This is a genomic window from Conexibacter sp. DBS9H8, from assembly GCF_023330685.1.
In the GTDB taxonomy this organism is placed as follows: domain Bacteria; phylum Actinomycetota; class Thermoleophilia; order Solirubrobacterales; family Solirubrobacteraceae; genus Palsa-465.
In genome coordinates, this window is record NZ_CP097128.1 from 428,610 (window position 1) to 449,012 (window position 20,403).

A 20,403-nucleotide genomic window follows, 5' to 3' on the forward strand; every position below is an offset into this window, starting at 1 on the left:
CGGCCCGGCCGAGCGCCGGGATAACAACAGATCATCGCGCTCCCGTCAGGTAGGCGAAGGCACGGGTGCTCAACTCGTCGCCGAACCCGGGGCCCGACAGCCCCGGTGGGCCGGCCCGCAGATGGGGGTCGAGGCGTCGGCGCAGGTCGGGCGCGAGGGGACCGATGATGTTCGCGGCGGCGACGAGGGCGGTCTGGACCGCCGCCGGGTCACAGGACCAGATGAGTTCAAAGCGCCGGGCCGGCTCGGGGCCCGGGCGCAGCTCGGGGATCTCCCAGGCGGCGAGGACAGCGCCGCCGCCCGGAGCATGAAGGAGGACGGTCCACTCCCGCTCGAGCGGGTGGCCGGGCCCAAGGGACACCTCCCAGGGACCGGTGCCAGCGCCGGCCGGGGCTCGCGTCGCACCCGGGTCGGTCGGGAAGTCGGCGAGGACGACCGCCAAGGCCGCCGTCTGGGCGAGCGCCCGCCAGCGCCGCTCACTGCCCCGGTAGTGGCGCTCGTGCTGGAAGGCCCCGATGAGGACGCCACCGCTCGCGCGCGCCGCGTGCTCGTCCTCGATCGCCCGGGAGAGGGCGATCAGCGCCGGCTTGTGGAAGACCCGGACGGGCAGGTCGGGGCGGGCCCGCCGCAGCGCCGCGAAGATCGACGGCGGCGGGGGGGCGCCGGCCTCGCCGCGGGCCTCGGCGATCGCCGCCGCCAGGGAGAGACCGCGAGCGCGCAGCGCGATCACCGCCCGCACTTGGGCGACCGCCTGCTCGTCGTAGCGCTTGCGCTGACCCGGAGGGCTCACCGCGGCCGGAAAGCCGTGGCGGGACTCCCACACCCGCAGCGTTCCGACCGGAATCCCGGTGATCTCTGCGAGCGCGGATGAGCTGTAGAGGCCGTCGGACACGGCAGAGACGTTACACTTCGTAACGATTTTTGCGACAGAGTGTTCTCAAACAGGGTGGGTGAGTCGATGCGGGTAGCCATCACGGGCGCCACGGGGTTGATCGGAACGAAGGTCTCGCGGGCACTGCGCGATCGTGGCGATACGGTCGTCGCGCTTTCTCGCGACGGGCGGAGTGCCCGGGAGCGCCTCGGCGCCGACATCGAGGTCGTCGAATGGGCCGACCCGCTCGGGACGCCCGCCCCGGCGGCGGCTCTCGCCGGCGCCGACGGGGTGATCCACCTCCTGGGAGAGCCCGTTGCCCAGCGCTGGACCGACCGCGCGCGAACCGCGATCCGCGATTCGCGAGTCCTCGGGACACGGAACCTCGTCGCCACGCTGGCGCAATTGGGTCCGGAGGAGCGGCCCGGCGTGCTCGTCTCCCAGTCGGCGACGGGCTACTACGGCCCGCGCGGGTCCGAGCGTCTCACCGAGTCAGCGGCCGCGGGGGAGGACTTCCTCGCCGATGTCGTCGTCGCCTGGGAGGCGGAGGCCCACGGCGCCGAGCCGCTCGCGCGCGTCGTCTGCACGCGTACCGGGGTCGTCCTCGCCCCCGCCGGCGGGGCGCTCGACAAGATGCTGCCGGTGTTCCGGCTCGGAATCGGCGGCCCGGTTGGGAGCGGCAAGCAGTACGTCCCGTGGATCCACGTTGATGACGTCGTCGGCGGGCTCCTGCGCGCCCTCGACGATGAGTCCCTCCACGGTCCGGTGAACCTCACCGCACCCGAACCGGCGACGAACCGGGAGCTCTCCCAGGCCCTCGGCCGGGCGTTGCACCGTCCGGCGTTCTGGCCGGTGCCGGGGGCGGCGGTGAAGCTTCTCTACGGGCAGATGGCGACGATCGTGCTGACCGGGCAGCGGGCGGTGCCTGCGCAGCTGACCGCGGCCGGCTTCCGCTTCGAGCAACCGGATCTCGACGCCGCGCTCACTGACGTGGTGGCCCAGCTATGAAGGAGCACCTCCTCATCCGCGAGCAGTACCTCCGCCAGCCGGTCGCGAAGGTGTTCGCGTTCTTCTCCGAGGCGCGCAACCTCGAGCGTCTCACCCCGTCATGGCTGCGTTTTGAGGTGCTTGAGCCGGCGCCGACGGAGATCGCCCAGGGCACGTTGATCGACTACCGCCTGCGGGTGCACGGCATCCCGTTGAAGTGGACCTCGGAGATCGAGACCTTCGAACCGGGGGTGCGCTTCATCGACCGTCAGCTGCACGGACCCTACGCGCTCTGGCATCACACGCATGAGTTCCTCGCGCTCGGAGAGGGCACGCTGATCCGTGACACGGTCCGCTACGGCATCGGGTTCGGCCCATTCGGAGAGCTTGCGCGGATTGCCCAGGTGCAGCGGGACCTCGACAACATCTTCGACTCTCGCCGGCGGGCGGTGGAGGAGATCTTCGCGTGACCGCGATCGTCTGGTACCGCCGGGACCTGCGGGTCAGCGACCATCCGGCGCTGATGGCGGCGGTTGCCGGCGCTGAGCCGGTCGTCCCGTTCTTCTGCATCGACCCGGCGCTGCTGGGCGGACGGTTCGCCTCCGGCCCCCGGACCCAGTTCATGCTCGAGGCGCTCGCCGACCTCTCCGACTCCCTGTCGGCCCGCGGGAGCGGGCTGATCGTCCGGGTCGGCGATCCGGCGACCGAACTCGTCTCCCTCGCCCGACAGGTCGGCGCCGACACGGTGCACGCGACCGTGGACGCCGGCCCGTTCGCCCGCCGGCGGGATCGCGCGGCGGGGATGGCGCTTGCGGAGGTGGGCGTGACGCTGCGGGGCCATCCCGGCCTGTTCGCCGTGGACAACCTCGACGCGGTCCGGACGGGAGCGGGCGCCCCCTTTCAGGTCTTCACCCCGTTCTACCGAGCGTGGCTGGCTGCGGACCGCCGTGAGGTCCTCGAGCCCCCGGGGAATCTGCCGGCGCTGCCCGACGCAGTGGCACCCCAGCCGTTACCGGAGCTGGCGGCGCTCGGGCTCTCCAACCCGCTCACCGACCCGACGCGCGGGGGTGAGCAGGCCGGACTGCTGCGCTGGCGCCAGTTCCGGGAGCACGGACTGGACGGTTATGGCCGCGGTCGCGACGACCTCGGCTCCGACGCGAGCTCGCGGCTCTCCCCGTACCTCCACTTCGGCTGTCTGTCACCGCGGATGCTCGAATCCGACGGCGCCGCCGGAGAGGAGACGGGGCCCGAGGAGTTCCGACGCCAGCTCGCCTGGCGGGACTTCTACGCCCAGGTGATCCGCGCCTTCCCGGACAACCGCCGCCACGAGCACCAGAGCCGCTACCGCGACCGGGTGGCCTGGCGCCGGGACGAGTCGGACTTCGCCCGCTGGCAGGCGGGTCTGACCGGCTTCCCGCTCGTGGACGCGGGGATGCGCCAACTCGCGGCCGAGGGGTGGATGCACAACCGGGCCCGGCTGGTCGTCGGCTCGTTCCTCACCAAGGAGCTGGGGATCGACTGGCGGTGGGGGGAGCGGCACTTCATGGAGCTTCTGCTCGACGGGGACGTCGCCTCCAACAACGGCAACTGGCAGTGGATCGCCTCCGTCGGTGTTGACCCCCAGCCGGTGAGCCGGCGGATCCTCAGCCCGACCCGTCAGCAGGAGCGTTTTGACCCCTCCGGCGCCTACGTTCGCCGCTGGGTCCCCGAGCTGGCCGGCGTCGCCACCGAGCGCCTGATCGAGCCGTGGACGATGAGCGCGGAGGAGCAGCGCAGCAGCGGCTGTGTGATCGGGGAGGACTACCCAGCGCCGATCGTCGACCGCCGGGACGCGCGGGCGGCCGCGCTCGAGCGCTTCCGTCAGGCCGCCGAGGCCGCCTGACGCGACGCTCGACTCGAAATCACGGTCACGGTCGAACCGGGTGATCCCCCGGCGGGGGACTCAACGCTGGTGGCCGCCCCGTTCCGATGCTCGCCGGCCCCCGAGGCTCGGGGACTGCACCCGCGGGGTATGAGCCGGTCCCTGGAGGCCGGTGCGCTCCTGGCTCGGGAAGCGGCCGTGGAGGTGACGGTGGGCGCGCTCGTAGACCGCCCGGGTGCCGGGCCGGGGATGACGCTCCCCGAAGGCGACGAGCGCGAGGTAGGGGCGACCGTTCTCGACACCGGGCGAGAAGATGAACCCGAAGGGGCGCTGTGAGGCCGGCTCGTCTGAGATCGGGACGTAGACCTTGAACAGGCCGGAGAGCCTCGTCCCGCCCGGGCCGGCGGGGTCACAGGCGATCAGCTGGGTGAGGGAGAGGCCGTCCCGCTCGAGCCGGCGTCGCTCACGTTCGGCGGACTGACGCGCAGCGGAGCCGGACCTTAGGCGTTCCACCTCCTCTGCCCAGACCCGCCCAGGGATCCGGACCTCCACCTGCGGCGCACCCGGGCCGGTCCCCACGCTCAGCTCAACCCTCTCCGTCGGCGAGAATCGCCCCGAAGAACGCCTCGACCTCGACACCGGTCGCCTCCCGTCCACCGGCGAGGCGGTGGATCGCCCCGACGGACAAGGTGATTGCGGGCTCGAGGGTCGCTCCGCCGTCGGCGTCGGCGACGATCTCATAGCGCCGTCCGTCGACCTCGATCTCCTCACCGAGTCCGAGCTTCGGGGCACGGTCGTCCATGCCGTGGATGTTAACCGGGTGCAATTCCCCGGGGTTTGCAGCCATCTGAGCGCCGGTTCCTCACACCGGCACAGTTCACCGTCAAGCTACGCGAAAGCCCCTGAGCAACCTCAGCTGCCGTTGGCGTTTCAGCATCGCCGCCGATCAGGCTCGGGGCACAACCCGCACCCGGAGACAACGCCGCCAGGATCGGGGGAAACTGGAATCAAACCGGCCATCGCTTTGGTGATCCGGCCATCACCAAGCTCGCTTTCACACCAGCCCGGGCATGGGCCATCGAAGCAGGACGCGACGACAGGCGCGGAGGCGTCTGACTTTCCGTAGCGGCAAGTAGTGTGCTAACTTGCCGACATGGAAAGTCGGTCTTCGGGTTCGGTCCCTCCAAGCCTGGCTCGCGAGCAGCTTCGGGCCGCCCGCGACGCGCAGGAGTCATCGGTTCGGCGTGCGACGCCCCCGGCGGGGTTCATCCTCGCGTTGAGCGTCTTTTGCGGAGTTCAGACGATCGCGCCTTCCGACAAGGGCCCGGGTGACGTGGTGGGCCTCGTCACGGCGGTGTGGTTCCTCCTCGAGCTGTTGCGGCTGTCGGCTCGTAACCAGTGGCGTCCGTTGCGTTCGTTGCCGAAGCCGAGGTGGGGCGTCGTTGAGGTGACGCTCATCGGTGGCGCGGTGCTCGCCGGGGGTGTGCTCGGGCCGCACCTGCTCGCCAGCCGCAACAATGCACCGCTGGCCAGCTGGGGTCTTGCGACGGCCGTGACTGTGATCGTTGCGTCCTGCCTGTTCGCTGCGAAGGCTTCATACCGGCGTCGTGCTCATCGCGGGTGGTGACGGTGAGCGAAGCGCGGTTCGACGAGCTGATCCACGCGCCGTTGCGTCTTCGGATCTGCGCGATGCTCTCGCCGGTGCAGCGGCTGGCGTTCTCCGAGATCCGCGACAGCCTGGGAGTCTCGGATTCGGTGTTGAGCAAGCACCTGTCCGCGCTCGCCGAGGCCGGGTACGTGGAGGTTCGCCGGGTGCGCGCGGGTGCGCGCTCCCGGCGACAGATCACGCTCACCAGGCCGGGGCGGGCCGCCTTGCGTGGGCACCTGGCGGCCCTGAAAGCGATCGCCGCGGCGGCCGAAGCCACGATCGCCGAGGAGCCGTCCGGTACCCGTGCCGCGCAGCGCCACCAGGCCCGTCGAGCGGTCTCCCTCGATCCCCGGATCGCGTAGGTAGCGAGTGCTGCGCGGGTGTTTTCGGGCCCAGCGTTCCGGGCGGGAACCTGGAGGTTCGAGACCTATCAGTCGTCTACGGAGTGAGGAAGGCTGTGGATGGCATCAGCTTCCTTGTCGCGCGCGGCGAGGTTTTTGGTCTTCTGGATTGGCGAGAGGCCCGTCCCAGCTCTCACAGCAGTGGCTCCATCAACGGGGTCCGCTCATCCGCGCAAAGGGTGCATCTCGTTGGGAGCATTGCGATGCCTGTGCCGGAGCGAAAGGGGGCCGGAGTCGGGCCGACACCCCCGCGGTCAGCGTGGTCGGTAGACGTCGCTGCGATGTTCGACGCGAAGGACGATGACCTCGCGTGGGTCCTCGCGGATCCGGTAGAGCACGCGGTAGGTACCGCGGCGTGCTGACCAGATCCCGGCCAGCTCACGACGGAGTTGCTCGCCGACTCTACGCGGCTCGCGGATCAAGCTGGTGGTGACGAACAGGCCAAGGCCGTAGGCGGCGCGGACCCCGCCGAGATCGGTGAGCAGGGCGGCGAGGGGTAGCCGACGTCGACACCGATGATGGAGACCACTGGGATCAAGGCGATGGTGGCCGCGCTGCGCTCCTCGGAGAGATGGTCGCGGGCGACGCCCATCATCAGCGCTGTCAGACCGAGCCCGACGCCTTGGGCGGTCCGGCCGACGAGCAGCCACGCGAACGGCAGCGGTAGCACCGTGAGCGCACTGTCAGCGACGACGACCGCCAGCGTGCCCAGAATCGTGCCGCGCCGATGTGAGCCAGCCTCGAGACGGCCGAGAACCGGCGTGGCGAGGGCGCCGCTCAACAGCGCGATGGTCAGCGTCCACTGCGCGCTGTCGAGTGAGAGGTGGAACGTAGTTGCGACACTGGTGATCAGCGGCGTCCCAAGGCTCGCGACCGCAGCTACGACCAGCGCGATGAACATCAGGGCGGGCACCAGCAGCCGCGCCTCGGAGTGCTCCCGGGTAGGCCTCATCGGTTGGCCCCGGTCGTGATGTAGTCCAACACGCCGGGACAGATGCAAGCCTGGCCCCCGCTCAGTGACCATCCGGTCACTGCTTCGGCCCTTCCCGATCTTCGCTGTCGAGCGCGGCGAGATGTTGCAGCGCCGGGAGATAGCCGCGTCTCCGAGTGCCATCGCAATGACGGACCTCAGCAAGCCGGGCGAGCGCACCTCCCACCCGCTCCATTCATCGATTGTCGACGGTGGCGAACCTGAGCAGCGTTCGGTGACCAGACAGCCGACCAGGCCGCCATCGAGCGTCGCCTTGCCGAACGCCATCAGGACGGGTGCCACACCCGCAGCCGCCATTCCCAACCACCCAAGTGCCGCTCGCTCACGATCCAACGAGCCAGCAATCCGCTCAACCTTGACAACGACCGGCTCGCCATTGATCGCCAGACGCTGGAGGACCGAAGCAGTATCCCGGACGGATACCGCTCATCCGCAGGGTGGCTCCCCGTCGCCAGTGCGCTCGTGTGGCTGAGCGGTGTGGATTCGCAAAGGCGATAATCGCCCGGAGGGGCGCCGTCCCCGAGAGGGAGTCGGTAAGACTGGCTAGTCTTACCAGCATGAGAGTCACCCAAAAGGGACAGGTCACGATCCCGCTTGAGGTTCGTCGCGCGCTCGGGATCGCACCGGGGACCGAGGTTCGCTTCGAGCTCGACAACGGCACTGCCAGGCTGGTTCCCGACCGTGAACGAGCCGCAGAAGAAATCGCCCGTATCCGCGGCGCCGGCGACATCGAGCTGAGCACTGACGAGATCCTTGCGCTGACTCGCAGGTGAGCGCGACCGCAGGCACGGTGGTGGACAGCAGCGTTCTGCTGGACGTGTTCACCGAGGATGAGACCTGGATTGCTTGGTCACAAGCCCGATTGACGGAGGCCGCAGAGCGCGGGGCGCTGGTGCTCAACGCCGTCGTGCTGGCCGAGATCGCTCCTCGCTTCTCGCGTGTCGAGCAGCTGCGCGACGCGCTGCCGTCGATGTGCGTCATCGAAGAGATCCCACTGGCTGCCAGCTTCCTGGCCGGTCATGCTCACGCCGAGCACCGCCGCGCCGGCGGTAGCCGCCAGGCGATTCTGCCGGACTTCCTGATCGGAGCTCATGCAGCCGTGACCGGCCGCCCGTTGCTTACACGAGACCCGACCCGCATCGCGCGCTACATCCCGGGGGCCGACCTCATCTCACCCTGAGCCACGGCTGCTCGGTCGCCCAATGCGCTCGTGCGGTTCTCAACGCGGCCCGAAGGAAAGCGGTCGTGCAAGAGCCCCCGCTTTGTAGCTGTATTACAATATTGCCGATGGATGAGACAGTGGATGGGGCTCCCGTCAGCGAGGAGCAGATCGCGAGATGGCAGCAGCAGGCGGCAGCCGGGCTCGACGTTGATGGCCTGCGCCGTCGCGGACGACCGCGACTCGGCACGTCAGGGGAGAGCCCGGTCATCCCGGTGAGGATGGACGCAGAACTACTCGAGGCGCTCAACGAGCGGGCCTCCCGTGACGGTGTGAGCCGCTCTGAAGCGATTCGCGAAGCCGTGCGCGCCTGGACTCACGCCGCGTAGTGCAGATCCACCGATCCGCGCTCGCGCACGACATCGATCCGAACGACGCGATCTGCGCAGCGGAGAACTGGTTCTTTCGCCGCGCCGCATAACGACGATAGCCCGATGCCCGAGTTCCGGCTCGGGTTTGACCAGCACGGCCGCCTGCTCGAACTCGTCGTCCTCAAGTTCGACAGCGGCAACGAGTTGCTGATCCACGCGATGAAGGCCCGCCGGCAGTACTGGGACCTACTCCCCTGACCAGCCCGCATTCTTCGCTTCCGGCCAGCGCCGACCGGGCCACACGACGAGTGCCTTTCACTGCTCGGCTGACAGCTACCGCGCGATCGCAAGGGCGACGAGCCATCAAGGCTAGCGGCAGGAGTCTTGACGACTGCTTTCCGCGTTCAGAGATCCGTTCACTCGCGGGGGTTGGCGCGGGACGATGGCGAGGTATTCGTGTTGAGCGACACGTTCGATGGTGACCATTTGAGACGCGAACGCCATTGAGCGTGGTGATGCGGTCACCGGCTGATGTCGGTGGACGTCAGCGTCATAGTGATGATCGCCTGAATCGCGGTGTTCGTCCGCAATTTGCGTGCGCGGATCGCTGCCTGTCGCGTCACCGGGAATGCTGACGATCACCATCGTGGTGGCGCCGTTCACGGGTGCGGTCGGGGTCTGATATTGCTCCCAACACGAGTTGCCCCTGGCTGCCGCGCGGTGGTCGTGCGAGCCTGGACCAGGGGATGATCGAGGTGCGATGTGAGCGTGATGGCGATGACCGTGGAATCGGCGGTGGTCGAGGCCGATCTGGCCGCCGGGCGTCTGTGCTGCCCGGGCTGCGACGGGCCGCTGTCGCGGTGGGGGTTCGCGCGCGAGCGCACGGTTCGCCTGCTTCACGAGACCCGCTCGCTGCGCCCACGGCGGGTGTATTGCCGGCGCTGCGAGCAGACGCACGTGTTGCTGCCGGCTTGGGCGGTTGCGCGTCGGCGCGACGGTGCGGAGGTGATCGGCCGAGCGCTGCTGGCCAGGGCCAACGGGCAGGGGCACCGCACGATCGCGACCACGCTGCAGCGACCACCCGGGACGGTGCGCGGGTGGCTGCGGACCTTCGCGCGTCGCGCCGAACCAGTCGCCGCGACAGCCCGGCTCTGGACGCGTGCACTCGAGCCCTCAGCCGATCACCCATTCACGGCGGGGTCGCCGTTCGTGCAGGCCGTCGACGCGCTCGGCTGCGCCGCCCGAGCGTGCCGTCTGCGGCTCGAGATCACGGCGTCGCCGTGGGAGCTCGCCGTCGCGTTGACGGGCCTGTTGCACGGGCGCCCGCGCGACCCGCCCGGATTCTGAGGACACCGGGTCGCGGCCGCTACGCGCGAGTGGGTCGCATGCTCGCCAGACCGCTGCCGCCCACCAATGACGTCTCGCGAGCCCCCGGCCGCTGTCGCGGCGAGCATCACCAGCCAGAGCGCAGCGGTCTCAACGCGCGACGCACAACGACACGCCCATGACCCTTACCGTCTCGATGCTGTCGTTCCTCGGGACCCAGCCCCGCCGGAAGACCCTTTGGTCGTTTGGTCGTTCGTTCCCCAGATCATCGTCCTCGATGGCGCCGTCATCACCATCCAGCGTGTCCGTCAACAGGTATTCGTCCGTCGTGCCAAGGAGGGCCTCATGGAGTCTGTACCACTGTTGGATTGCGCTGGTAGGCATAGGTCGCCTGCGACCACGTCCAGCTTCCACGAGGGGCTGCCACCCAGGAACAAGGGCCTGCGGTATCCGCCGGACCCGCCGACCGTCGAAGAGATCGTCGCGGTCATGCGCGCCGCCGGCGACAGCGCCGAGGGGGTCCGGCTACGCAGCATCATCGTCGTGCTGTGGCGTGCCGGGCTTCGGATCAGCGAGGCGCTGGCGCTCAGCGAGACCGATTTGGATCCAGTACGCGGCTCGCTGCTCGTCCGCCACGGTAAGGGCGACAAGCGCCGCGAGGTCGGAATGGATCGCTGGGCGTGGTCGCACATGGACCCGTGGCTGGAACTCAGGAAAGATTTACCGGTCGGCCGGTGATTCTGCGTTGTGCGGGGTCCGACACGGGGCCGGCCATGCGCAACGGCCGGCATCCGTGCGCAACTCCACCATGTTGCTGCGACGGCGGGTGTTCGGCGTCGGTTCGCGCCTCATCAGCTCCGGCATGCGCATGCGGTTGAGATGTCACGGGAGGGCATCTCGCTGATCGTGATCCAGAGACAGCTCGGCCATGCGGATCTGGCGATCACCTCGCGGTATCTGCGCGGGATCGATAGCACCGAGATCATCGCTGCCGTTCACGAGAGGCCCGCGCCAATGGTCCCCGCAGACCCGCTGATGGTTCCTCGCCGCTGATCGACCGCTTCGGGCTGGCGCACGACCCAGGTGCATCTGCAAGGCCACGCGCCGGCCCGGTGCTGCAGTGACACTCGATGCATGCCGCCGCTGCCGGTAACGTGACCATCGAGATGGCTGTCGCAGACCTTGATGCAATCCGGCGGCGTCGGAGCGAGATCCTGGACCGTGCCTCAGAGCATGGCGCCCGGAACGTTCGCGTGTTCGGGTCCGCCGCTCGCGGTGACACCGGGCCGGCAAGCGACGTGGACCTCCTCGTCGAGATGGAGCCCGGCCGAAGCATGCTGGACTTCGTTGGGCTATGGCAGGAACTGGAGGACCTGCTCGGTCGGAAGGTTGATCTCGTCAGTGAGGGTGGGATCAGCCCCTACCTACGCGAGAAGATCCTGTCCGAAGCCATCGCGCTGTGAACAGCCAGCGCGCCTACCTCCTACATGCCCTCGACGCGATCGACGCCGTAATCGAATACACCCAAGACGGCCGCGACGCGTTCTTCGCCGATCGGAAGACGCAAGACGCGGTCATCCGCAACGTCGAGATCCTCGGCCAGGCCGTCAAGGGCCTTTCAACACAAACCCGGGCATACGATGACTCAGTCCCCTGGCGGCAGATCGCGGGGATGCGCGACAAGCTCATCCACGAATACTTCGGCGTTGACCTCGCCCTGGTCTGGGACGTCGTCGAACGTGAACTTCCAGTACTGCGCCTCAAAATCGCCATGCTGCAGGAAGGCCTCCCCGACTAAGCCGAACTATCCGCACCACCCGCTCGGTCGCCAAACAACTCGCTTCTTCTGGAGACCGGTCGACGTGGAAGCAATCGTGTCGTGCGAGCTGGTAGCACTTCTGCTACGATTAGTGGCGTGACCACTATCCAGCAGAAGCAGCTCCGTAACGAGGTTGGCGATGTGCTTCGTCGTGCCGAGGCGGGAGAGGAGTTCATTGTCACCGTCGCCGGGCGTCCGGTTGCGCAGATCGGACCGCTGCAGCGCGACACCTGGGTACCCACGAGGCGGCTGCAGGATCTACTCAAGCTGCCGGCGGATCCAGCCCTGGCGGCCGACCTCGACATCTTCAAAGCCGGCTTGTCCGATCCGTGGAGCGGCTGATTCTTGACACCTCGGTGCTGATCGACCCGGTCGATCTGCCCGAGGATGCCCAGGCGGCGATCAGCGCGGTCTCCATCGCCGAACTGCACTTCGGGCTGCTGGTCGCCGACGAGACCACGCGCCCGTTGCGCGCCGCGCGACTCGGACTGATCGAGTCCCGCTTCACCCCGCTACCGCTCGATGACAAGGTCGCTCGCGAATGGGGGCGCCTCCAAGCAGCCGTCGCGTCGCGCGACGCGAACCCGCGCAAACGCTCAGCCGACCTGGCGATCGCAGCAACAGCAAACGTTCACGAGGCGACCCTCCTGACGCGCAACCTCAAAGACTTCACAATCATCGAGGACCTCCTACGCGTCTCGGGCGTCTGAGCCGTCGCCATGTGAGACACCAGCGCGCGCTAACCGCCGCGAGCGCTTTTGCAGTTGCCACCGTTCCGCGGCAACGAGTGGATTGGCGACATCTCGATCGTCGCTCCCACGCAGCCGGCGCTTCCGGCATGGTTTCCATCGCGGCGGGATGTGTGTATGCACAACGGAGGGCCGCGAAGCGGCCTGCTTGCGTGACGGCGACTCCGTCCTGCCTACGGGGACGACGATGATTCACGATTCTCGGGCCGTCGGATCAAGCGACGCTCCCCCTGATCGCCTCAGCAGCACTTCTGCTTGCGTTGGTTGCAGCAAGCCGTGCCGTCGTCTCTACTCTCCGGCCGGTGGAGAGCCATGACCTGAGTGCCATCTGGCAAGAGAACGCTGAGGACTGGTTGGCGTGGGCGAGGACACCGGGCCACGACGTCGCGTTCTGGGAAATGAACCTCCCGGCCATGCTCGACGTGATGCCCTCACCGGGCATTGGGACAGTGGACATCGGCTGTGGCGAGGGCCGCGTCGGTCGCGTACTCGCTCAAAGAGGCCACCGTGTTCACGGTCTTGACAGCTCCGAGACGCTTGCTGACGCCGCGCGCACAGCCGGCGGTTATGAAGAGGTCGTCCACGGTGATGCGACTGAGCTGCCCTGGCCGCCGGAAATGTTCGATCTCGCCGTTGCGTTCATGTGCCTGATGGACATGCCAGATCCGGCCCGGGCGATCCGTGAGATTGCCCGGGCCCTCGTTCCGGGCGGCCGCCTGTGCGTACTGCTCACCCACCCGCTGGATCGACCGGCGAGGTCCGTCGAGGACTACTTCGCCGAGACCGAGTGGGACGAAAGGGTTCAAGAGAACGGACTGCCGATGCGCTTCGTGGGTCGAGCGAGACCCCTTGGCTACTACACGGGCGCGCTGTCTGATGCGGGCTTTGTCATCGAGGAGATCAGAGAGCCTCGGCCCGGTGTCGAACTGATCGGTCGCTTCCCGCAATTAGACCCAGCAGCCACGCGACCTTGGACACTGCTGATTCGCGCCCGCCTCGACTGACGCCCTCCGAACTCGGTCTCCATCTCATCGTGGACGCCGCAAACGCATTGCGGTTACGCGCCTATGCAACCCAGCGTCGACGCCTCCGAGGTTCGAGACGCGCTTCCGGCGACGAGCGCGGCTCGCTTCCGTGTCGGACGAGCTCGGTGCCGCAAGAGGTCGAACCCCGCCCCACATGGCGCCGGCGACGAGCATTGACGCAGCGCTCTTGAGCGTGCGGCCTTTTGACACGGTCGCGCTCGTCCGTCAGCGTCCGGAGAGTCTCGTCCGGCCGGTCCCTGCTCACCTTGGAGCGCACCGCCCGCGACGGCGGTCGCGGACCAACGAAGGCGAGGGTCGCGGTCCTCCCGGCCGTGACACGGGCATCCAAGCGCGTGCCCCGTCCGGGAGTGTCTGCTGCCCCGGGGACGACCACCCCACCACCAGAACACAGACCTCAAACAGCAACCGACGTCGCGCGAGGCTTCCATCTCGCTCCCATACCGCGGGTCGTCTCCTCCGGACTGCACCGCCCCGGAGACACAAAACGCCCGCAGTCGCGCGCGCCACACCTGATGGGCGATCCAGGATTCGAACCTGGGACCTCTTCCTTATCAGAGAAGCCCGGACGTTGCGCGCAGTTGTGTGTAGTTGTCGATTGCCCTGGAAATGCGCATAAATCTGCGCCGCCGTGTCGACGGCGCGCGATAACTTGCGTCATTCTGGTGCACCCCTGGTGCACCCCGGAACCGGGCGTGCGTTCGGGCCCAGAGTCATGGAGAACTGACGATAGGGCCGGCGACGGACAGAAGCGGCTTCGTGCTCGGCGAGTTGTGGCGCGTGGCCGCGTGGTCGAGGGAGCCTCATGACGCGACCGACGGTGAGGCCTGCGATGACGAGAGTCCTTCGCGCGCAGCCGCGATCGCAACCTCGGCGTCGACCCGCGGCTCTCCGTCGAGCTCGTCAATCACGTGGCCGTACGTGCTCAGCGTGATGCGCGCGTCATGCCCGAGCTGCCGGGCGACGTAGATCACCGAGCGTCCCTCGTGGAGGAGCAGGGATGCGAAGGAATGCCGCAGGTCGTAGGGGCGCCCGGCCTCGATCCCGGCGCCGGTCAGCGCGCGACGAAAGGCCTTGCGGCGCCAGGACTGATATGCCGCGAGAGTCCACGGATCGCCGCCGCGCGATGGGAAGACAAGTGCGCTGCCGGCCGGCCGGCCGCTGCGAAGGCGCCAGGCGCGGAGATCGCCGGCCAGCGGCCCAAGCAGTCGGACCGTGCGGTGGGCGAGGTTCTTGGTGTCCTTCGCCTCGCCGAGCGAGAGCGCGCGCTCCACGAGGATGGTGCGATCCCGGATGTCGCGCCATTCCAGCGCGAGCGCCTCACCGGGCCGGAGCCCTGAGTAGGCGAGCACGCTGAGCAGCGTCGCGTCGCGTGGGGACGCTTGGGACCTCATCCGCTCCACGGTCACGGGAGCGAGGGGACGAACCTCCTTCCTGCGGGGAAGCGGCGCCTTGCGAACCGCCCGCGCCGGGTTCGTCTGGATGTGCCCGCTCTCCAGCGCGCGTTGCAGGATCGAGCCGAGCAGCGTGAAGGCGTCTCTGACCGCTACAGGGCCGCCACCGGCAGCGAGCCGGTCCGCCTGCCAGCGTCCGATCACCTCGGGACTGATCTCGTTGAGCCGGAGTGGCCCGAGCTCGGGGAGGACGTGCTTGTCGTAGAGGTGTCCGTAGCGGAGCTTCGTGTTCTCGGAGAGGTGGGCGCGGTATGCCTTCGCCCACGTCTCGGCGACGTATTCAGCCAGGGTCAGACGCCCGGAGTCGATTGCGTCGAGCGTGCCCAACTGCGCCCGTCGCCGGAGCTCGGCCGCGAAGTTCTGGGCATCGCCCTTGCGGTCAAAGGTCCTGACCCGGTAGCGCCCGCCTCGACCACCCTGGTGCCATCTCACGCGCCACCGGACCGAGCCGTCTTGGAGGTTGCGCTTCTGAATCTCCATCGTTCACCTCGCGATCATGCCGTGGCCTTGAATGCCGCTGCGAGCGAATACTCCCGCACCTCCCGCCCGGCGGTTGAACGCCGCGAGCGCAGAGGTCGACCGACACCCGAGCGCCGGGGTGGTTCTGACAGCCACGCCTCGAGCGCCGTTGGCGCGATCCGCGCGGAGCGCCCGTTCCAGAACGTCACATCGAGCTCGCCCGCCCGGATCGCGCGGCGGATCGTCTCGACGTGGACGTTGGCTCGCGCGGCGGCCTGAGCGGCACTCAGCAGACCGAGCTCCGGCCGCGACTCCCTACTCAGGTGTGGGGCCAGTCGCGCGGCGAGTTCCTCCAGCGCGTCGTCGTCGAGCGCCGCCGGGAGGGCTCGAATGAACTCGCGAAGCAGTGCCTGGCCGAACTCGTCGCTCACGTCGCTGCCGCCCGGTCGGGCGCCTTCCGCGCCCTGAGTCTGACCCCGACGGCTGCGACCCGGTGATCAGTTACGCTCATATGATGTAGGATAACCTATGTTGTCATGTGTTGCACTACTTCTCTATTGCTCACCACCTGATGTCGCTTCTGGTCGTTGATCCGAGCCGACCTCGAGCGCCGGGGCTTCCGGTGGGGCGCGCTGCGGCTGACGATCCTCGGGTGGCGGTCTGGTGGGTCGGGGTTCATGGCGGTGCCGGCGAGGACACTCTCGAGACCGTCTTTGCGGGGTCCCGGGCCGCCGGCCACAGCTGGCCGGTGGCGGGCTTCGGGCAGCCCGCGCCGCGGGTCGTGCTTGCTGCGCGCACCAGCGCGCGGGGTCTGGTCGCTGTCCAGCGGGCGATGCGGCAGTTGGACGAGGAGCGGCCGGCGGTGTCTGTGCTGGGTCTGGTGTGGATCGCGGATGCGCCGGGGCGTCTGCCGCGGGCGTTGCGCGATCTGCAGGCGGTGGTGAGCGGTGGCGTGCCGCGGGTGTGGTGTCTGCCGTGGGTTGAGCGTTGGCGCCTCGGTGAGGTCCCGTCGCAGGCGAACGCGCCGCGGGAGGCCGGGGAGTTGCTCGCGGATTTGGTGGCTATCGAACGTGGAGAGGAGCGGGTGGATGTTCAGTGACGACGTGGTGAGGACGCGGCGGTGGTCGCCGCTTGCGATGGCGTGGAAGCTCGCGGGCGCGCCGAGGGCCGCACTGGCGCAGGCTCTGGCAAGGCTCGTCGCGGCGACCGCGGTGATCCTGGCTGTGACGCCTGCGCTCGCGTTCGCGGGCGGCAAGCCGAGCGGATCGTCGGGCTCGTCGATCATCAACCCCGGGCAGGGTGTGGTGCCGCCTGGGGCGGCGCAGCTGACGACGCTGGTGGGCTATGTGGCGTGGGCGGTGTTCGCCCTGTGTGTTGTTGGGGTTCTGATGGCGGCCGCGCAGATGGCGGTGGCGCATCACCGCGGGGCCGGGGCGGGCGAGCACGCGAGCCGGCTTGGCTGGGTGCTGGCCGCATGTGTGGTGGCTGGCTCGGCGTCGGCGCTGGTTGGCGCGTTGGCGTGATGCTGCGCGGAGTCGACATCGAGCCGTCGTCGTTCCGCCGGCAGCGCGGCTTCGTGGCGGCCGCGTCGTTCGTGGCGCTGATCGCCGCAGCGGGGGCTCTGCTCACGGTGGCGCATTTCCTCGGCTCGGTGGCCCCGACGGTCAGGGCGCGCCGTGCGGCGCCGAGCTCTCCGGGTTCTGCGCCTGCCCGGGTTTCGCCGGCGGGCCCTGCGCGGACCAGCGGTTGCGGCGCGTTGCCGGGCGGTTCCCAGGCTGTTCCGACGGTGACGCCGGCGGGGACGCATTGGGTGTTGGTCGGGGATATGGCGGAGCCGACCGCTCCGGCGACGATTGGTCCCGAGCGTCAGGTCGATGGGTTCGGGGAGTGTTTCGCGCATTCGCCGCTGGGTGCCCTGTATGCGGCGGCGAACGTGATTGCGGCGTTCTCGGCGCAGCCACAGTCGATGGTGATCGCGACGCTGGCGGTGCCCGGCCGTGCCCGGGATCTCGCTGTTCGGCAGGCAGCCGACGGCGACAACCGGGATCTCGAGCAGATCGCAGGCGGTCCCTCGACGCTGGTCGGGTTCTCGTTTCAGGGCTACTCGCCGCAGGAGGCGGAAATCAGTCTGGCGATCCAAGGGCCGAGCGGCGCACAGGGAGCGGTCCCGCTGGTGATGGACTGGGTCGGGGATGACTGGCGGTTCGTCGTCCCGCCGGGCGGTCAGGGCTTCGCTGCGACGGCGCTTGCGAGCATGGCCGGGTTCGTTGCATGGAGCGCGGGGTGATGCTCGCTCTCGGCGGACTCCTCAGCACGCTCGGCGGAGTGTTGGGCGGGATCGTCGGTGGTGTCGGGTCGGCGATCGTGAATCCGATCTTCGACGCGATCGGTCACGCTGTCGGCGGCGCGGCGGCGTGGATGGTGAGGTCGATGGCGACGTTCTGGATGAGCACGCCGACGCCGCAGTTGGCGAGCGGGCCGGCGGGCCAGACGCCGAGTGCGCCGGTCGCGCTGATCCAGGGGCATCTGTGGTGGTACATGACCGCCGCGGCGGTCGTCGGCGTGCTGGTCGGATGCGGTCGGATGGCGTGGGAGCAGCGCGCCGACGCGGGCCGTGAGGTGCTGCGCGCCCTGGCGGTGTTCGTCGCGACCGCGGGCGCAGGGTTGACGGTGATCGCCTTGGCGACGACGGCGGCGGATCGGTTTTCGACGTGGATCGTGAGCGCGTCGACCGGCGGGAACTTCGGGACGGAGGTCGGGAAGCTAACGACGCTGACGGTGATCGCCGGCGGCGGGCTGACCGGGGTGATCCTGGTGTGCGTCTTCGGGCTGTTGATGATCGTCGCGTCACTGATCCAGATGGTGCTGATGGTCGTGCGCGGCGGGATGCTCGTGATCTTGGCGGGGGTGCTGCCGACGACGGCGGCGTTCACCTCGACGCAGGCGGGCTGGCACTGGTTTCGCAAGAGCGGCGGCTGGCTGGTCGCGTCCATCCTCTACAAGCCGGCAGCGGCGATCGTGTATGCGACGGCGTTCAGCCTGACGGGAAACGGGTCGCTGGGGTCAGGCGCAGTAACTAATGTGATCACCGGCCTGATGCTGATGGGCCTGGCGATCCTGGCGCTGCCGGCGTTGATGAAGTTCGTCGCGCCGATGGTCGGCGCGACCGCAGCGGGCGGCGCCGGGGCGGTGCTCGGAGCCGCGGCGGGTGGCGCGGCCGGCGGGGCGATGCTGGCCGGGCCGTCCGGCGCGCTGCGGGGCGTCGGGGCGGGTTCGAGTGCAGCGGGCGGGAGCATCGGCGGATCCGGTTCATCGCCGCAGGGCGCGGCGGGAGCGCCGAGCGGCGCCTCCACGCTCGGCGGGGCTATGGGCAGCGGATCGGGTGCCGCAGGCAACGGAGCGACGAGCGCCGCGGCGGGCGTTGTGGCGGGTGCCGGCGTCGGTGCTGTTACGGGCGTGGCCGCGGCGACCGGCAGCAGGGCGTCAGGGGTGGCCTCCGGCGCGGGAGACCGCACCGGCACGTCGCATCCGGGCGCTCAGGGCGTTCAGGGCGAGCCCGCTGCGCCCGGTACGCCGGGATGTGCCGGGCAGCCGGGGCCGGCCGGGCCGGCTGGGGCGGCCGGAACGGCGCAGGGTGGTGGAGGGGTCGGCACGGTGCTCGGCGGTACAGCAGGGGCAGCAGGCGCCGTCGCGTCGGGCGCGGGCTCGGCGGTTGAGCCGTCCGGTGCGGGTGAGGCGCCGAGTGAGGGGATGGCGTGATGGGCGAGAGCGTTCGGGAACGGACCTACGGCAACTGGCGACAGCCGCGCTCCGCCGGCCTGTGGAACCTCGGCCTGCTTGGTACCGCGATGCTGATGGCGGGGATCATCGTGGTGATCGTCACCGTCGCGACGGTGGGCCTGGTGCCGGCGGTCGGTGAGCTGGTGCTGCTCGCGCTCGGGCTGACCTCGCTGATGGTCCGCGACCGTCACGGCAGGACGGGGATCGAGCTGGTCGGGGTGCGGGTGGGGTGGTGGCGGGCGCGCTCGCGCGGCACTCACCTGTACCGGTCGGGGCCGTTGGGGCGCACGCCGTGGGGGACCTGTCAGCTGCCGGGGCTGCTGGCGCAATCGCGACTGTCGGAGGCGCAGGACTCGTGGGGCAGGCCGTTCGCGCTGATCGAGCTGCCGAGCATGGGGCACTTCAGCGTGGTGCTGGCGACCGAACCGGAGGGCGCGTCACTGGTCGACCAGGAGCAGATCGACATCTGGGTCGCGCGGTGGGGCGATTGGCTGGCCGCGCTCGGCGACGAGCCGGGTCTTATCGCCGCGGCGGTGACGGTCGAGACAGCGCCGGACACGGGCCGGCGGCTGCGGCAGGTTGTGGAGGCGAAACTCGATCCGAACGCTCCGCCGCTCGCGCAGAGCGTGCTGCGTGAGGTCGTCGAGTCCGCGCCCGCGGGTTCGGCTTCGATCCGGGTGTGGATCGCTCTGGTGTTTATGGCCGCGACCCGCGGCCGGCGCCGCGACGGTGACGAGTTCGCCCGCGATCTCGCGGCGCGGCTGCCGGGCCTAACCCAGCGGTTGCAGGGCACCGGCGCAGGCGGCGCGCGACCGATGACCGCGCAGGAGCTGTGCGAGGTCGTCCGCGGCGCGTATGACCCGGCGGCGGCACGGACGATCGAGGAAGCGCACGCCCAGGGCGCCACGCCGACGCTGCGCTGGAGCGATGTCGGCCCGGCCGGCGCGGAGGCGTCGTGGGGTGCCTACCGCCACGACGGCGCGACGTCGGTGTCGTGGATGATGAGCGCCGCCCCACGCGGGGAGGTGCACTCGAGCATCCTGTGGAAGCTGCTGGCCCCGCATCGCGAGGTCGGACGCAAGCGCGTGACGCTCGTCTATCGCGTGCTCGACCCGGGGGTCGCGGCGCGGATCGTCGAGGCGGACAAGCGCAACGCGGACTTCCGCGTGCACTCCGCGACGCGGCCGAGCGAGCACTCGTTGCGCGAGCAGCGCGCGGCGCTGGCGACCGCGCAGGAGGAGGCGCGCGGCGCCGGGCTGGTCGACTTCGGCGTGATCGTCACCGCCACGGTCGAGCACGCGGCCGTTGATCAGCTCGCGGCTGCGGAGGCGACGGTCGAGAACCTCGCGGCGACCGCCCGGATCAACCTGCGCCGGGTGTACGGCTCGCAGGACTCGGCGTTCGCTGCCGGGCTCCCGCTCGGGCTGGTGCTCGCTCGGCATCTGAAGGTGCCGCAGGAGATCAGGAGTGCCCTGTGAGACGCG

At 69.5% G+C, this 20,403-nt stretch carries 26 protein-coding genes and 3 pseudogenes; 21 read left to right on the forward strand and 8 right to left on the reverse strand.

Annotation, left to right across the window (positions count from 1 at the left end):
- Positions 1 to 31 precede the first annotated feature (31 nt).
- Complete coding sequence (locus M3M55_RS02055) at positions 32 to 892, reverse strand: DICT sensory domain-containing protein (RefSeq protein ID WP_249011162.1); 861 nt, start codon at positions 890 to 892, stop codon at positions 32 to 34.
- Positions 893 to 958: 66 nt separating this feature from the next.
- Here M3M55_RS02055 and M3M55_RS02060 point away from each other — a divergent pair, with 66 nt between their 5' ends.
- From M3M55_RS02060 to M3M55_RS02070, 3 genes are read left to right on the forward strand one after another with little or no spacing between them, the layout of a single operon-like run.
- On the forward strand, positions 959 to 1,879 hold the full coding sequence (locus M3M55_RS02060) for a TIGR01777 family oxidoreductase (RefSeq protein WP_249011163.1): 921 nt from the start codon (positions 959 to 961) through the stop codon (positions 1,877 to 1,879).
- Entirely contained in the window at positions 1,876 to 2,328 is a 453-nt protein-coding gene (locus M3M55_RS02065) for an SRPBCC family protein (RefSeq protein WP_249011164.1), read from the forward strand. Before M3M55_RS02060 ends, M3M55_RS02065 begins: the two co-directional genes overlap by 4 nt.
- Complete coding sequence (locus M3M55_RS02070) at positions 2,325 to 3,740, forward strand: deoxyribodipyrimidine photo-lyase (protein ID WP_249011165.1); 1,416 nt, start codon at positions 2,325 to 2,327, stop codon at positions 3,738 to 3,740. The genes M3M55_RS02065 and M3M55_RS02070 overlap by 4 nt, the downstream gene beginning before the upstream one ends.
- 60 nt (positions 3,741 to 3,800) lie before the next feature.
- On the opposite strand, the gene M3M55_RS02075 is transcribed toward M3M55_RS02070, so the two are convergent.
- Both M3M55_RS02075 and M3M55_RS02080 read right to left on the reverse strand, forming a co-directional pair.
- On the reverse strand, positions 3,801 to 4,232 hold the full coding sequence (locus M3M55_RS02075; protein ID WP_249011166.1) for a hypothetical protein: 432 nt from the start codon (positions 4,230 to 4,232) through the stop codon (positions 3,801 to 3,803).
- Positions 4,233 to 4,305: 73 nt separating this feature from the next.
- On the reverse strand, positions 4,306 to 4,521 hold the full coding sequence (locus tag M3M55_RS02080) for a hypothetical protein (RefSeq protein ID WP_249011167.1): 216 nt from the start codon (positions 4,519 to 4,521) through the stop codon (positions 4,306 to 4,308).
- Between the two features lie 534 nt (positions 4,522 to 5,055).
- Here M3M55_RS02080 and M3M55_RS02085 point away from each other — a divergent pair.
- On the forward strand, positions 5,056 to 5,346 hold the full coding sequence (locus M3M55_RS02085; protein ID WP_249011168.1) for a hypothetical protein: 291 nt from the start codon (positions 5,056 to 5,058) through the stop codon (positions 5,344 to 5,346).
- Positions 5,343 to 5,729, forward strand: coding sequence for a transcriptional regulator (locus M3M55_RS02090; protein WP_249011169.1), 387 nt, complete (start codon positions 5,343 to 5,345; stop codon positions 5,727 to 5,729). Before M3M55_RS02085 ends, M3M55_RS02090 begins: the two co-directional genes overlap by 4 nt.
- 293 nt (positions 5,730 to 6,022) lie before the next feature.
- On the opposite strand, the gene M3M55_RS17495 is transcribed toward M3M55_RS02090, so the two are convergent.
- Together M3M55_RS17495 and M3M55_RS17500 are read right to left on the reverse strand one after the other, a co-directional pair.
- A complete protein-coding gene (locus tag M3M55_RS17495) occupies positions 6,023 to 6,190 on the reverse strand; it encodes a type II toxin-antitoxin system RelE/ParE family toxin (protein ID WP_371878790.1) in 168 nt (55 codons plus the stop codon).
- Positions 6,185 to 6,720 (reverse strand): annotated as a pseudogene (locus M3M55_RS17500) (MFS transporter); the annotation flags it as partial. The gene M3M55_RS17495 and the pseudogene M3M55_RS17500, both read right to left, overlap by 6 nt.
- A gap of 596 nt (positions 6,721 to 7,316) precedes the next feature.
- On the opposite strand from M3M55_RS17500, the gene M3M55_RS02100 reads away from it, so the two are divergent.
- The 4 genes and pseudogenes from M3M55_RS02100 (at position 7,317) to M3M55_RS17505 (ending at position 8,547) form a co-directional block, all read left to right on the forward strand.
- Positions 7,317 to 7,532 carry an AbrB/MazE/SpoVT family DNA-binding domain-containing protein gene (locus M3M55_RS02100; RefSeq protein WP_249011171.1) on the forward strand — a complete coding sequence of 72 codons (216 nt, stop codon included), beginning with the start codon at positions 7,317 to 7,319 and terminating at the stop codon, positions 7,530 to 7,532.
- Positions 7,529 to 7,939 carry a type II toxin-antitoxin system VapC family toxin gene (locus tag M3M55_RS02105; RefSeq protein WP_249011172.1) on the forward strand — a complete coding sequence of 137 codons (411 nt, stop codon included), beginning with the start codon at positions 7,529 to 7,531 and terminating at the stop codon, positions 7,937 to 7,939. Before M3M55_RS02100 ends, M3M55_RS02105 begins: the two co-directional genes overlap by 4 nt.
- Before the next feature lie 107 nt (positions 7,940 to 8,046).
- Complete coding sequence (locus tag M3M55_RS02110) at positions 8,047 to 8,307, forward strand: ribbon-helix-helix domain-containing protein (RefSeq protein WP_249011173.1); 261 nt, start codon at positions 8,047 to 8,049, stop codon at positions 8,305 to 8,307.
- Positions 8,307 to 8,547, forward strand: a pseudogene (locus M3M55_RS17505) (toxin). The gene M3M55_RS02110 and the pseudogene M3M55_RS17505 overlap by 1 nt, the downstream one beginning before the upstream one ends.
- A gap of 111 nt (positions 8,548 to 8,658) precedes the next feature.
- Here M3M55_RS17505 and M3M55_RS02115 read toward each other — a convergent pair.
- Positions 8,659 to 8,934, reverse strand: a complete 276-nt coding sequence (locus tag M3M55_RS02115; protein WP_249011174.1) for a hypothetical protein — start codon at positions 8,932 to 8,934, stop codon at positions 8,659 to 8,661.
- Positions 8,935 to 9,066: 132 nt separating this feature from the next.
- Between M3M55_RS02115 and M3M55_RS02120 the strand changes: the two genes are divergently transcribed.
- The 7 genes and pseudogenes from M3M55_RS02120 to M3M55_RS02150 all read left to right on the forward strand — a co-directional run bounded on the left by M3M55_RS02120 (position 9,067) and on the right by M3M55_RS02150 (position 13,187).
- Positions 9,067 to 9,636: a DUF6431 domain-containing protein gene (locus tag M3M55_RS02120; RefSeq protein WP_249011119.1), complete on the forward strand. Its 570-nt coding sequence runs from the start codon at positions 9,067 to 9,069 to the stop codon at positions 9,634 to 9,636.
- Between the two features lie 324 nt (positions 9,637 to 9,960).
- Positions 9,961 to 10,668, forward strand: a pseudogene (locus M3M55_RS02125) (tyrosine-type recombinase/integrase).
- 101 nt (positions 10,669 to 10,769) lie between these two features.
- Positions 10,770 to 11,078 carry a nucleotidyltransferase family protein gene (locus M3M55_RS02130; protein ID WP_249011175.1) on the forward strand — a complete coding sequence of 103 codons (309 nt, stop codon included), beginning with the start codon at positions 10,770 to 10,772 and terminating at the stop codon, positions 11,076 to 11,078.
- Positions 11,075 to 11,413 carry a DUF86 domain-containing protein gene (locus M3M55_RS02135; protein WP_249011176.1) on the forward strand — a complete coding sequence of 113 codons (339 nt, stop codon included), beginning with the start codon at positions 11,075 to 11,077 and terminating at the stop codon, positions 11,411 to 11,413. Before M3M55_RS02130 ends, M3M55_RS02135 begins: the two co-directional genes overlap by 4 nt.
- 117 nt (positions 11,414 to 11,530) lie before the next feature.
- Complete coding sequence (locus tag M3M55_RS02140) at positions 11,531 to 11,776, forward strand: type II toxin-antitoxin system Phd/YefM family antitoxin (protein ID WP_249011177.1); 246 nt, start codon at positions 11,531 to 11,533, stop codon at positions 11,774 to 11,776.
- Positions 11,764 to 12,144: a PIN domain-containing protein gene (locus tag M3M55_RS02145; RefSeq protein ID WP_256469032.1), complete on the forward strand. Its 381-nt coding sequence runs from the start codon at positions 11,764 to 11,766 to the stop codon at positions 12,142 to 12,144. The genes M3M55_RS02140 and M3M55_RS02145 overlap by 13 nt, the downstream gene beginning before the upstream one ends.
- A 341-nt stretch (positions 12,145 to 12,485) precedes the next feature.
- Positions 12,486 to 13,187: a bifunctional 2-polyprenyl-6-hydroxyphenol methylase/3-demethylubiquinol 3-O-methyltransferase UbiG gene (locus M3M55_RS02150; RefSeq protein ID WP_249011179.1), complete on the forward strand. Its 702-nt coding sequence runs from the start codon at positions 12,486 to 12,488 to the stop codon at positions 13,185 to 13,187.
- Positions 13,188 to 14,029: 842 nt separating this feature from the next.
- Here M3M55_RS02150 and M3M55_RS02155 read toward each other — a convergent pair.
- Both M3M55_RS02155 and M3M55_RS02160 read right to left on the reverse strand, forming a co-directional pair.
- On the reverse strand, positions 14,030 to 15,160 hold the full coding sequence (locus tag M3M55_RS02155) for a site-specific integrase (protein ID WP_249011180.1): 1,131 nt from the start codon (positions 15,158 to 15,160) through the stop codon (positions 14,030 to 14,032).
- Positions 15,161 to 15,174: 14 nt separating this feature from the next.
- Complete coding sequence (locus M3M55_RS02160) at positions 15,175 to 15,570, reverse strand: helix-turn-helix domain-containing protein (protein WP_249011181.1); 396 nt, start codon at positions 15,568 to 15,570, stop codon at positions 15,175 to 15,177.
- A 107-nt stretch (positions 15,571 to 15,677) separates the two neighbouring features.
- Here M3M55_RS02160 and M3M55_RS02165 point away from each other — a divergent pair, with 107 nt between their 5' ends.
- From M3M55_RS02165 to M3M55_RS02185, 5 genes are read left to right on the forward strand one after another with little or no spacing between them, the layout of a single operon-like run.
- Positions 15,678 to 16,238 (forward strand): DUF6668 family protein, encoded by a 561-nt coding sequence (locus tag M3M55_RS02165; RefSeq protein WP_249011182.1) that lies wholly within the window; start codon positions 15,678 to 15,680, stop codon positions 16,236 to 16,238.
- A complete protein-coding gene (locus M3M55_RS02170) occupies positions 16,228 to 16,662 on the forward strand; it encodes a hypothetical protein (RefSeq protein ID WP_249011183.1) in 435 nt (144 codons plus the stop codon). The genes M3M55_RS02165 and M3M55_RS02170 overlap by 11 nt, the downstream gene beginning before the upstream one ends.
- Complete coding sequence (locus M3M55_RS02175; protein WP_249011184.1) at positions 16,662 to 17,426, forward strand: hypothetical protein; 765 nt, start codon at positions 16,662 to 16,664, stop codon at positions 17,424 to 17,426. The genes M3M55_RS02170 and M3M55_RS02175 overlap by 1 nt, the downstream gene beginning before the upstream one ends.
- Positions 17,411 to 18,898 carry a hypothetical protein gene (locus M3M55_RS02180; protein WP_249011185.1) on the forward strand — a complete coding sequence of 496 codons (1,488 nt, stop codon included), beginning with the start codon at positions 17,411 to 17,413 and terminating at the stop codon, positions 18,896 to 18,898. The genes M3M55_RS02175 and M3M55_RS02180 overlap by 16 nt, the downstream gene beginning before the upstream one ends.
- On the forward strand, positions 18,898 to 20,397 hold the full coding sequence (locus M3M55_RS02185) for an SCO6880 family protein (protein WP_371878721.1): 1,500 nt from the start codon (positions 18,898 to 18,900) through the stop codon (positions 20,395 to 20,397). The genes M3M55_RS02180 and M3M55_RS02185 overlap by 1 nt, the downstream gene beginning before the upstream one ends.
- Positions 20,398 to 20,403: the final 6 nt, after the last annotated feature.